Genomic DNA, 10636 nt, shown 5'->3' with positions numbered 1-10636 from the left:
CCGCCGACGGGGCAGGGTCTCCGGCCCTTCGCCAGGCCGCGCTTTCCGGGCTCCTGCCCCGCGCGCCTTTCGGCGCCCTTGCCCCGCGCGCCTTTCGGCGCCCTTGCCCCGCGCGCCTTTCGGCGCTCTTGCCCCGCGCGCCTTTCGGCGCGACGTACCCCGCCATGCCCCACCCCCCCGCGAGACCGGATCCGCAGCGCGCCTGGGTGCGGCTGCCCTCCGGTCGCCGCCTCGACCTGCTCAACCCGACGCCCTTCGACTGGACCGACGAGGACCTCGCGGTCGGCCTGTCCCGCACCTTCCGCTGGGGCGGGCACAGCATCTGGCCGGGGGCGCCGCTCTCCGTGGCGCAGCACTCGCTCACCGTGCTCGCGCTGCGCCGGCAGGCACCGGGCCGGCCGCCGACGCGCGACGAGGCGCGGCGCGAGCTGCTGCACGACGGCGAGGAGGCGCTGATCAATTTCGACTGCATCTCGCCGCTCAAGCCCTTCCTCGGCCCGGCCTTCGCGGCGCTGCAGGCGCGTCTCGCCGGCGTGATCGCGCTGCGCTACGCCCTGCCCGCCTGGGACGCGGCGGGCCGGCGCGCGCACAAGGCCTGTGACATCGCCGCCGCCGCGGCCGAGGCGGTGCACGTGGCGGGCTGGACCGTCGAGGAGGTGCGCGGCACGCTCGGCATCCGCGCGGCGGTGACGCACGAGGATCCGCTGGCGCCGCTCTACGGCGGCACGCCCTGGCAGCCCTGGCCGCCGGAGCTGGCGGCCGAGCGCTTCCTGGCCGAGCTGGCGCGGCTGAAGCCGGAGGGGTGAGCGGAACCCCGCGCCCCGCCGCCGGTTTCAGCCCCGCCATGGCCGACGAGAAGCCCGCCCCGGACGCCGCCGACGAACCCCTCGCCCCGCGCGAGGCCGCCGCCGAGGCCGGGTTGCGCTACGTCTCGGACGAGCAGCCCGGCATCACCCGCCGCCGCGCCGGCGCCGGCTTCGCCTATCGCGACCCGAAGGGCCGGCCGGTGCGGGACGCCGCGACGCTGCGCCGCATCCGCGCCCTCGCCATCCCGCCCGCCTACCGCCACGTCTGGATCTGCCCGCGCGCCGACGGCCACATCCAGGCCACGGGCCGCGACGCGCGCGGGCGCAAGCAGTACCGCTACCACCCGCGCTGGCGCGAGGCGCGGGACGCGACGAAGTACGACCACGTCATGGCCTTCGCGCGCCTGCTGCCGGCGCTGCGCCGGACGGTCGCCGGGCACATGGCCCTGCCCGGCCTGCCGCGCGAGAAGGTGCTGGCCACCGTGGTGCACCTGCTGGAGACGACGCTGATCCGCGTCGGCAACGAGGACTACGCGAAGGAGAACGGCTCCTACGGCCTGACCACGCTGCGCAACCGGCATGTCAAGGTGGAGGGCACGGCGCTGCGCTTCGCCTTCCGGGGCAAGAGCGGCAAGGAGTGGCGGCTGCAATTGCGCGACCGGCGCGTGGCGCGCATCGTCCGCGCCTGCCAGGAGCTGCCGGGGCAGTCGCTGTTCCAGTACCTCGACGAGGCGGGCGAGCGGCGCGGCGTCGATTCCGCCGACGTCAACGACTACCTGCGCGGCATCACCGGCGAGGACGTCACCGCGAAGGACTTCCGCACCTGGTCCGGCACCGTGCTCGCGGCCATGGCGTTGCAGGAATTCGAGCGCTTCGACACGCAGGCGGCGGCGAAGCGCAACGTGAAGGCGGCGATCGAGCGGGTGGCGTCGCGCCTCGGCAACACGGTGGCGGTGTGCCGCAAGTGCTACGTCCACCCGGAGGTGCTGAACTGCTACCTCGACGGCTCGCTGCTGATCGAGGCGAAGCGCGAGGCGGAGGACACGCTGCGCGAGGGCATGGCCGACCTGGCGCCGGAGGAGGCGGCGGTGCTGGCCTTCCTGCACGGCAGGCTGGAGCGGGAGAGCCGGGCGGCGGCGTGAAACCCGCCCCTACCCCGATCCCGCCCGCGCGCCGCTCAGCGCAGCAGCACGCCGTGGTCGCGCAGGAAGCCGAGCAGCGGCGAGAGCGGCAGGCCGAGGATGGCGCTGTGCTCGCCCTCGATGCGCGAGAACAGGTGGATTCCCGGCCCTTCCAGCCGGTAGGCGCCCACCGAGGCGGTCACCCGCTCGCCCTCGACCGCCAGGTAGGCGTCGAGGAATTCGTCGGAGAAGTCCCGTACCGTCAGCCGCGGCGTCGCGACGTGCTGCCAGATGCGCGCCCCGTGCCGCCAGCACACCACGGCCGTCACCAGCGTGTGGGTCCGCCCGGCCAGCCGCCGGAGCTGCGCCCGTGCCGCCGCGGGGTCGGGCGGCTTGTCGAACCATTCGTCCTCGCAGACCAGGAGCTGGTCGGCGCCGATCACCAGAGCCTCCGTCTCCCGCCGGCCGATTCGCGCCGCCTTGGCGTCGGCCAGCAGCACGGCCGCGTCCTCGGGCGGGATGCCCTCGGCCTTCGCGGACTCCTTGATGGCGGCCTCGTCCACCGCGGCGGCGCGCGCCTCGAAGCGCAGCGCGGCGCCCTCCAGCAGGGCGCGGCGCGTGGCCGAGGCGGAGGCGAGCAGCAGGGGCGGCACCGGCCGTTGCAGGGCGGCGCTCACTCCGATGCCTCCGTCCTTCCGGCCACCACCGCCACCGGCGCCAGCACCGCCGCCGCCGGGTCCTGCGGCGCCGGCATCACCCGGTTGTGGCGGATGTGCCAGGCTTCCATCAATTGCAGCACCGTCGCCGCCGTCTCCTCGATGGAGCGGCGGGTGACGTCGATCACCGGCCAGCCGCGCGCGGTGCAGAGCCGCCGGGCGGAGAGGATCTCGGCCTTCACGGAATCGTGGTCCACGTAGTCGGTCGCGTCCTGCCGCACGCCGCTGCCGCCGATCAGCTTGAGGCGGTGGCGGCGTATGTCGATCAGGGCATTGGTGTCGATGGTCAGGCCGATCACCGGGCAGGGGGGGTTGTCCAGCTCGACCGGCAGCGGCGCGCCCGGCACCAGCGGGATGTTGGCCGCCTTGATGCCCCGGTTGGCGAGGTAGAAGCAGGTCGGCGTCTTGCTGGAGCGGGAGACGCCGACCAGCGTCACGTCCGCCTCGGCGATGCCGGTCACGCCCTGGCCGTCGTCGTGCGCCAGCACGTAGTGCATGGCGTCGATGCGGCGGAAGTAGTCGGCGTCCATCACGTGCTGGGCGGCCCGCTTGTCCTTGGGCCGGGCGCCGAGCTGGGCCTGGAGCATCTCCACGATCGGGTCGAGCACCGACATGCAGGGCACGCCGAGCCGGGCGCACAGCTCCTCCAGCGTGTGCCGCAGCGAGCGGTCCACCAGGGTGAACAGCACCGGCCCGGGCTCGGCCTGCACCCCGTCCAGCACCCGGTCGAGCTGGAGGCGGGAGCGGATCAGGCTCCAGCGGTGATGGATGACGTGGGCGTCCTCGAACCGCACCAGGCTGGCGCGGGCGATGGAGTTGAGCGTCTCCCCGGTTGAGTCGGAGACGAGGTGCAGGTTGATCTGGCGCATCGGCATCGCCGGGGAGAATAACGGGGATTGCGGGGAGAAGTGGGGATTTCTGCCATCCCCATGGATCCCGCTGTGGGAAGCGGGGAGATGAGTCGCCTGACTCACGACTGGGGACGCCCGACTCATGAGTCGAGGCACCCTGATGGGGCGACTCATGAGTCGCGGGGCGATTCCAGGGGCTTGGCCGGTGAGTCGGGGGTGGGCAGGGCTGTGGAGAAGTTGTGGGCCGGCTGCCTCCCCGTTATCCACAGGGTCCTTCAGCCACCCCCACCTTTCTCAAACACCTTCTTTCTCTTTAAAGGGGCCAGGATGCAGACCGACCGAGAGGCGCCGGCCGCCCCGCCCGGGCCGGACATCCGATCCAGCACCGGGCCCAGCAACGGGCCAGGCATCGGGTCAGGCACGCCCGTTCCCGCCACGCCGGCCCCGGCCACCGGCAAGCCGCTGCTGCGCGCCCTCGCCGGCGAGGCGCCCTGGCCGCCGCCGATGTGGCTCATGCGGCAGGCGGGCCGCTACCTGCCCGAGTACCGGGCCATCCGGGCCGAGGCGGGCGACTTCGTCACCCTCTGCACCACGCCCGAGCTGGCGGCCGAGGTGACGCTCCAGCCCATCCGCCGCTACGGCATGGACGGGGCGATCCTGTTCTCCGACATCCTGATGGTGCCCTGGGCGCTGGGGCAGGGGCTGCGCTTCGCCGAGGGCGAAGGGCCGATCCTCGACCCCGTGCGTGACTCGGCCGGGCTCGCCGCGCTGAACCCGCGCCAGATCGTGGCCCGGGTGGCCCCGATCCTGGAGACGGTCCGCCGCGTCTCGGCCGGACTCGCGGCCGAGTCGCCGCGCACGGCGCTGATCGGCTTCGCCGGCAGCCCCTTCACGGTCGCCTGCTACATGGTGGAAGGCCGTGGCGGGCGCGACTTCGCCGCCGCGCGTGGCCTCGCCTACGCCGACCCGATGCTGTTCGGCCGACTCATGCGCCTGCTGGTGGAGGCGACCACCGAGTACCTCTGCGCCCAGGCCGAGGCGGGCGCCGAGGCGCTGATGCTGTTCGACTCCTGGGCCGGGCTGCTGCCGCCCTCGCAATTCCGCCGCTGGGTGATCGAGCCGACCAGCCAGATCGTGCGCGCCGTGCGCCGGCGCCACCCGCTGGTGCCGATCATCGGCTTCCCCCGTCTGGCCGGCGCCCTGCTGCCGGAATACGCCCAGCGCACGGGAGTCGGCACCGTCGCGATGGACACGGCGACCGACCCGCGCTGGGCGGCCGCCGCGGTGCCGCGGGAGATCGCGCTGCAGGGCAACCTCGACCCGCTCGCGGTGGTGGCGGGCGGGGCGGCGCTGGAGGCGGAGGCACGCACCCTGCTGGCAGCCATGCGCGGGCGTCCCTTCATCTTCAACCTCGGACACGGGCTGGTGCCGCCGACGCCGCCGGAACACGTGGCGGCGCTGGTGCGGCTGGTCCGCACGGGGTAGGGCGGATCGCCGGCGGGCGGACACGCCCGGCGGCGTGAATCCGCGCCGAGAACAACGAGCGACGGCGAACCGCAGTCCCAACCGGACTGCGGTTCGCCGTAGGGCGCGGGAGGGGGGCAGGCCCCGGCATACCGGTCCGTCGGCGGAGAAGCCCGTCCTCACGCCCGCGGCGTCGTCTGGTCGATCCGTCCGGGGTGCTGCCCCGGACCCCGCGCCCGGGAATTGCCGGAGGACGAAGCCGCCTCCGGGAACCCCGCTTCCATCAGGGGCACGGGCCGGGCCTTCGGCCGGCTCCGCATCCCGGCTCACGGGGCCGTCGGACCGCTCCCGTTCCGACGGTTCATCCCGCCGGCTGCTGCAGGCGGTCGCTGTTGGCCCGGATCAGCGCCGCCAGCGCCCCGGCCGGCCCGCGCAGCGCCCGCCTGCCACCGGTCACGATGAACTCGACCGTTCCGGGCGGCGGCAGGTGCGGCGCCTGCAACTCGGCGAGGCCGGGCGGGATCAGCGAGCGGGCGTGCACGCCGATGCCGAGCCCCGCCAGCGCCGCCGCGCGCTGCCCGCTGTGGCTGCTGCTGGTGCAGACCTCGCGCCAGGCGCGACCGTGCCGGGCCAGCGTCTCCAGGGCCATGGTGCGGGTGATGCTGGGTGGGGCGAGCAGGATCAGCGGCAGGGGCTGGGCCGGGTCCGGCCGCGCATCCGGGGCACCGATCCAGGCCAGCCGCTCCCGCCAGACCGGCTGGCTGCGCGACTCCCCGGCCGGCACCTCGGCACCCTCGCCCCCCGGCGCCGCCTCGGATGCGCGCCGCTTGGCGAAGACGAGGTCGAGCGCGCCCTCCTCCAGCCGCCCGTGCAGCGTGCCGCTCAGCCCGACGGTCAGCTCTAGGTCCACCAGCGGGTGCGCCCGCACGAACTCCCGCAGGATGCCCGGCAGGCCGTGCTGCACCAGGTCCTCCGAGGCGCCGAAGCGCAGCCGGCCGCGCAGGGTGGAGGCGGCGAAGTGGCGGCGGGCCTGCTCCTCGGTCTCCAGCACGGCGCGGGCGAAGCCGAGCATCGCCTCGCCGTCCGGGGTCAGGGCGACGCTGTGGGTGTCGCGGCGGAACAGCCGGCGACCGCACGCCGCCTCCAGCCGCCGGACATGGCCGCTGACCGTGGGCTGGCCGAGGCCGAGGCGCGCCGCGGCGGCGGTGAAGCCGCGGCTCTGCGCGACGGCCAGGAAGGAGCGGAGCAGGGTCGGATCGAGCAGGCTGGCGTTTCCCGGACCGGGCGGGAGGGGCCGGGCGGGCCCATCACCGAACGCGATGACAATGAGCGTGGCAAGCGTGGTTCACAATATCCCGGATTCGTCGGACATCTGCCCCGTCGTCATCCCGCCGACCCGATCCGCCGGAGCCCTGCCATGCCCACCCGCTTCCGACTCCCCGTCGACGGCTTCGTGCTGCTGCTGATCGGCATGGTCTGCCTCGCCTCGGTGCTGCCGGCGCACGGGCAGGGCGCGGTGGCGGTGGGCTGGGCCGCCAATATCGCGATCGGGCTGCTGTTTTTCCTCTACGGCGCGCGGCTGGCGCCGCAGGCGGCGGTCGCCGGGCTGCGGCACTGGCGGCTGCACACGGCGGTGCTGCTCTGCACCTACGCGCTGTTCCCGCTGCTGGGCCTCGCCATGCGGCCGCTGGCGCCCTCGGTGATCCCGGAATCGCTCTACACCGGCCTGCTGTTCCTCTGCCTGCTGCCTTCCACGGTGCAGAGCTCGATCGCCTTCACCTCGATCGCGCGCGGCAACGTGGCGGCGGCCCTGTGCGCGGCCTCGGCCTCCAACCTGCTCGGCGTGTTCCTGACGCCGCTGCTGGTGGGGGCGCTGATGCACCAGTCCGGCGTCGGCTTCTCCTTCGGCGTGCTGCGCGACATCGTGGTGCAGCTGCTGCTGCCCTTCGTCGCCGGGCAGTTGCTGCGGCCGCTGATCGGCGGCCTGGTGCATCGCTACAGGTCGGTGCTGACGCGGGTGGACCGCGTCTCGATCCTGCTCGTCGTGTACGTGGCCTTCAGCGAGGGCGTGGTGAGCGGCATCTGGCGGCAGCTCGACCTCGCCGATCTCGGCGTGCTGTTCGCCGCCTGCGCCGTGCTGCTGGCGCTGGTGCTGGGCATCACGACCTTCGTCGCCCGGCGCGTAATGAAGCTGCCGGTGGAGGACGAGATCGTGCTGGTGTTCTGCGGCTCGAAGAAGAGCCTCGCGAGCGGGCTGCCGATGGCGAGCGTGCTGTTCGGCGGCGCCACGGTGGGCATGGCGGTGCTGCCGCTGATGCTGTTCCACCAGATGCAGCTGATGGTCTGCGCCTGGCTGGCGCGCCGCTACGCGAAGCGTCCGGAACTGCACCCCGAGGCGCCGCGCCTGACGGCGGAGGCCGCGCCGGCCGCGGTTGCCGTGGCGCCGCGGGCGGAACTGGCCGCCGTCGGCCGGTGAGGCGACGGCCCGGCGGCTTCGACGGCCCGGGCCGAAACGAGGCGAGGTCCAGGAGGGCCTCGCCCTCCTGGCGGGTGGATACCCAAGGAGGGCGGCGCCCTCCCTGGCCGGAGGGGTTCGGGGAGGGCGGAGCCCGCCTCGCTGGCAAGCCTGCCGCCTACCCCGCGCGCAGCCGCTTGCGCAGCAATTCGCGGCGCAGGATGTAGAGCCCCGCCGCGATGATGAGCGCCGCGCCGAGCAGGGTGCCGAGGCCCGGCACCTCGCCCCAGACCGCCCAGCCGAGCAGCATGGCCCAGACGATGCCGCTGTAGGTGTAGACGCCGAGCGAGGAGGCCTGGGCGCTGGCGTAGGCCTCGGTCCAGGCGAGCTGGCCGATGCCGCCGACGATGCCGAGCAGCACCAGCAGGCCCATCTCCGTCCAGCCCGGCGTCACCCAGATGAAGGGCAGGGCGAGGCCGGTCAGGAGCGCGATCAGCAGCGACTGCCAGAGCACGATGGTGGCGGAAGGCTCGGTGGCGGAGAGCTGGCGCACCTGGAGGGTGCTGAGCGCCGAGAAGAAGCCGTTCAGCACGGCGCAGAAGGCGCCGAGCAGCAGCAGCGTGCCCGTGCCGGCCGGGCCCGTCCCGCCGCTGCCCGAGGCCGCGACCACGAGGATGCCGAGGAAGCCCACCACCACCGCGCCCCAGCGGTGCCGGCCGACCTGCTCGCCCAGCATGGGGATGGAGAGGATGGTGACGAAGAGGGGCGCGGTGTAGGTCAGCCCCATCAGCGCGGCGAGGGGCAGCAGGGTGGCGGCGTAGAAGCCGAGACTCATCGCGACGAAGCTGGTGACGGCGCGGAGCGCGTGGCCGCCCAGGCGCTTCGTGGCCAGCATGCGCAGCCCGCCGACATGCGTGACCATCCAGAACATGACGGGCAGCGCGATCAGCGAGCGGAAGAACATCATCTCGGCGAAGTGGATGCGGTCGCCGAGCGCCTTGACCAGGGCGAACATGGCCGAGAAGCAGAGCGTCGCCGCGACCATGCACAGCGCGCCGCGGCGGATGTCGTGGCGCGCGGGGCCGTGGGACGGAGCGGGCGGGGGGTGGGCCGAGGGCACGGCCCGCGCTGCGTCTTCCGGCGCGACCTGCGGCGCGGTTGCCGGGTTGGCGGACGCCGGGTTGGCGGACGTCCGGGCGGTCCGGGTCACGCCGGGTCGCCCTGCTGCGCCGCCGGCAGCGCCGCGCGGCGGCGCAGCCGCTCGCGGTGCAGGTTGTAGAGGCCGGCGCCGATCACCACGGCGGCGCCCGCCAGGGTGGCGAGGGAGGGCCACTCGCCCCAGAGCAGCGCGCCGAGCGCCGTGCCCCAGAGCAGGGGCGAGTACTCGTAGGGGGCGAGCGCCGAGACGGGGGCGAGGCCGAAGGCGCGGGAGAACAGCACCTGGGCGATGCCGGTGCAGGCGCCGAAGGCGAGCAGGGCGAGCACCACGCCGCCGCTCGGCACCCATCGCGCGGGAGGCATGAACGGCAGCAGGGCGAGGCCGGAGAGCGTCATCGCGACCATCAGCGCGAAGGCGACGGCGGTGGCGGTCTCGGTGCGCGAGAGGGTGCGCAGCCAGATGCGCGTCACCGCCAGCAGCGCCACGGCGCCGAGCAGGGGCAGCGTCTCCCAGCGCCAGAGGTCGCCGCCGGGGCGCAGGATCAGCAGCACGCCGAGGAAGCCGACCGCCGTGCTGGTCCAGCGCCGCCAGCCCACCCGCTCGCCCAGCATGGGGATGGCGAGGAGGGTCATCAGCAGCGGCGCGGCGGCGTTCACCGCGTAGCTGTCGGCCAGGCCGACGCCGCGCAGCCAGCAGAGGTAGAAGATCACCGTCACCACGCACTGGGTGAGGCTGCGCAGGGTGAGCAGGCCGAGCCGGCGCGGCCACAGCCCGCGGCCGCGCGCCAGCAGCGTCACGGTCAGCCCGCCGAGCAGGCCGCGCCAGACCATGGCCATGGCGGCACCGGTCTCGGGCAGGGCCCATTTCGCGGCGGCGTCCGAGCAGGACACCACGGCGTAGCCGAGGGCGGCCAGCAGGATGCCACGCAGGGTGGTGTCGAGGGAGGCGGCGGAGATGCCGGGAGAGGAGGTGGCCGGGGCGATGGCCGGCGGGAAGGTGGCCGGCGGGGTGATGGCCGGGGCGGCGATGGAATGGGGGGCGATGGGATGGGGGGCGATGGGATGGGGGGCGTCGGGGCGGGCCATGGCGGCCCTTCGCTGCGTTCCCCGGGGGTGTCCCTGGGGATCTCCCTGGGGATCTCCCTGTCGGCCCGCGCCCGGCGGCGGCAGCGCGGCGGCGGCGCCCGTGCCGCCGGGCACCGCCGCCATGCATTCTCGGTCCGGCATCAGGCGAGCGTGGCTTCGGCCTGCATGCAGGTGGCGCCGTCCTCGTCGCGCGTTTCCAGCCGGGCCTCGCCGCCGCTGCCCGGGGTTTCCAGCGTGCCGACCAGGCGCAGCTTCCGCCCGGCGAAGCAGGGGCGGCGGCCACGGAAGCGGAAGGTGGCGATGCGGGCACCCGGCGGCGCGTGGTCCAGCAGGTGTTGCGCCAGCAGCGTCGCCTGGAGCGGGCCGTGCACGACGAGGCCGGGATAGCCCTCCTCCTGCGTCACGTAGGGGAAGTCGTAGTGGATGCGGTGGCCGTTGCCGGTGAGGGCGGAGTAGCGGAACAGCAGCACCGGGTCCGGCGTCAGCGCGGCGGTGAAGGCGTTGGGCAGGTCGGGCGCGGCCTCGGCGGCGCGGACGGCCGCGCCTTCCGTGCCGCGATAGACGATGTCGTGCTCCTCGGTCAGCACATGGCCGCGCGGGCCCGCGATCTCGTGGCGCACGGTGACGAAGACGAGGCGGCCGGAGCCGCCCGACTTCTCGTCCACCTTCAGGATGGTGCTGGTGCGCCTCGCCGTCTCGCCGGCGCGCAGCGGGGTGGCGAATTGCAGCCGGCCGCCGGCCCACATGCGGCGCGGCAGGTCGTGGACGGGGGGCAGGAAGCCGCCGCGCTTGGGGTGGCCGTCCGGGCCGAGGCCCTCGGGGGACCGCCAGTCCTGGAACAGCATCCAGTGCCAGAGCGGCGGCAGGTCGCCCTCGGGCAGCGGGCGGCCGAGGGTGGCGGCCAGCCCCTCCACCAGCCGCTCGTCGATGCGGTCCTCGCGCGTCTCGGCGCGCCCGACATACTCCGCATAGGCCAAGG

General features: G+C 74.4%; 10 protein-coding genes and 1 pseudogene. 4 read left to right on the top strand and 7 right to left on the bottom strand.

The window, feature by feature from the left end; translation table 11 throughout:
• The first annotated feature begins 164 nt into the window (after positions 1 to 164).
• The gene (locus tag M0638_RS16160) at positions 165 to 806 is read left to right on the top strand and encodes an HD family hydrolase (RefSeq protein WP_248668030.1); all 642 of its coding nucleotides are present in this window, start codon (positions 165 to 167) and stop codon (positions 804 to 806) included.
• Positions 803 to 1948 (top strand): DNA topoisomerase IB, encoded by a 1146-nt coding sequence (locus M0638_RS16155; protein ID WP_248668029.1) that lies wholly within the window; start codon positions 803 to 805, stop codon positions 1946 to 1948. The genes M0638_RS16160 and M0638_RS16155 overlap by 4 nt, the downstream gene beginning before the upstream one ends.
• Positions 1949 to 1983: 35 nt before the next feature.
• Here the strand turns inward: M0638_RS16155 and M0638_RS16150 are convergent, their stop codons facing one another.
• Positions 1984 to 2604, bottom strand: a complete 621-nt coding sequence (locus M0638_RS16150; protein WP_248668028.1) for a Maf family protein — start codon at positions 2602 to 2604, stop codon at positions 1984 to 1986.
• Positions 2601 to 3518 (bottom strand): pyruvate, water dikinase regulatory protein, encoded by a 918-nt coding sequence (locus tag M0638_RS16145; protein ID WP_248668027.1) that lies wholly within the window; start codon positions 3516 to 3518, stop codon positions 2601 to 2603. The genes M0638_RS16150 and M0638_RS16145 overlap by 4 nt, the downstream gene beginning before the upstream one ends.
• A 303-nt stretch (positions 3519 to 3821) precedes the next feature.
• On the opposite strand from M0638_RS16145, the gene hemE reads away from it, so the two are divergent.
• On the top strand, positions 3822 to 4979 hold the full coding sequence (gene hemE, locus M0638_RS16140) for a uroporphyrinogen decarboxylase (RefSeq protein WP_282572064.1): 1158 nt from the start codon (positions 3822 to 3824) through the stop codon (positions 4977 to 4979).
• Positions 4980 to 5319: 340 nt separating this feature from the next.
• Here the strand turns inward: hemE and M0638_RS16135 are convergent, their stop codons facing one another.
• Together M0638_RS16135 and M0638_RS29130 are read right to left on the bottom strand one after the other, a co-directional pair.
• The gene (locus M0638_RS16135) at positions 5320 to 6030 is read right to left on the bottom strand and encodes a LysR substrate-binding domain-containing protein (RefSeq protein WP_345893038.1); all 711 of its coding nucleotides are present in this window, start codon (positions 6028 to 6030) and stop codon (positions 5320 to 5322) included.
• Positions 6031 to 6045: 15 nt separating this feature from the next.
• Positions 6046 to 6207: pseudogene (locus tag M0638_RS29130) on the bottom strand (helix-turn-helix domain-containing protein); the annotation flags it as partial.
• Between the two features lie 168 nt (positions 6208 to 6375).
• On the opposite strand from M0638_RS29130, the gene M0638_RS16130 reads away from it, so the two are divergent.
• Positions 6376 to 7434 (top strand): bile acid:sodium symporter family protein, encoded by a 1059-nt coding sequence (locus M0638_RS16130; protein WP_248668026.1) that lies wholly within the window; start codon positions 6376 to 6378, stop codon positions 7432 to 7434.
• Positions 7435 to 7591: 157 nt separating this feature from the next.
• On the opposite strand, the gene M0638_RS16125 is transcribed toward M0638_RS16130, so the two are convergent.
• The 3 genes from M0638_RS16125 to M0638_RS16115 form a co-directional block, all read right to left on the bottom strand.
• A complete protein-coding gene (locus M0638_RS16125; RefSeq protein ID WP_248668025.1) occupies positions 7592 to 8533 on the bottom strand; it encodes a DMT family transporter in 942 nt (313 codons plus the stop codon).
• Between the two features lie 86 nt (positions 8534 to 8619).
• Complete coding sequence (locus M0638_RS16120) at positions 8620 to 9657, bottom strand: DMT family transporter (RefSeq protein WP_282572063.1); 1038 nt, start codon at positions 9655 to 9657, stop codon at positions 8620 to 8622.
• A gap of 140 nt (positions 9658 to 9797) precedes the next feature.
• The gene (locus M0638_RS16115) at positions 9798 to 10634 is read right to left on the bottom strand and encodes an FAS1-like dehydratase domain-containing protein (RefSeq protein WP_248668024.1); all 837 of its coding nucleotides are present in this window, start codon (positions 10632 to 10634) and stop codon (positions 9798 to 9800) included.
• Positions 10635 to 10636: the final 2 nt, after the last annotated feature.

Origin of the sequence: Roseomonas acroporae, assembly GCF_023223525.1 — a bacterium.
Taxonomy (GTDB): domain Bacteria; phylum Pseudomonadota; class Alphaproteobacteria; order Acetobacterales; family Acetobacteraceae; genus Roseomonas_E; species Roseomonas_E acroporae.
This window is presented reverse-complemented; position numbering and strand designations above follow the sequence as displayed.

Excerpts from the sequence above, each read along its gene's own strand:
- hemE (WP_282572064.1), top strand. The coding sequence starts at position 3,822 with ATGCAGACCGACCGAGAGGCGCCGGCCGCCCCGCCCGGGCCGGACATC.
- M0638_RS16135 (WP_345893038.1), bottom strand. The coding sequence starts at position 6,030 with ATGCTCGGCTTCGCCCGCGCCGTGCTGGAGACCGAGGAGCAGGCCCGC.
- M0638_RS16120 (WP_282572063.1), bottom strand. The coding sequence starts at position 9,657 with ATGGCCCGCCCCGACGCCCCCCATCCCATCGCCCCCCATCCCATCGCC.
- M0638_RS16160 (WP_248668030.1), top strand. The coding sequence starts at position 165 with ATGCCCCACCCCCCCGCGAGACCGGATCCGCAGCGCGCCTGGGTGCGG.
- M0638_RS16145 (WP_248668027.1), bottom strand. The coding sequence starts at position 3,518 with ATGCCGATGCGCCAGATCAACCTGCACCTCGTCTCCGACTCAACCGGG.
- M0638_RS16130 (WP_248668026.1), top strand. The coding sequence starts at position 6,376 with ATGCCCACCCGCTTCCGACTCCCCGTCGACGGCTTCGTGCTGCTGCTG.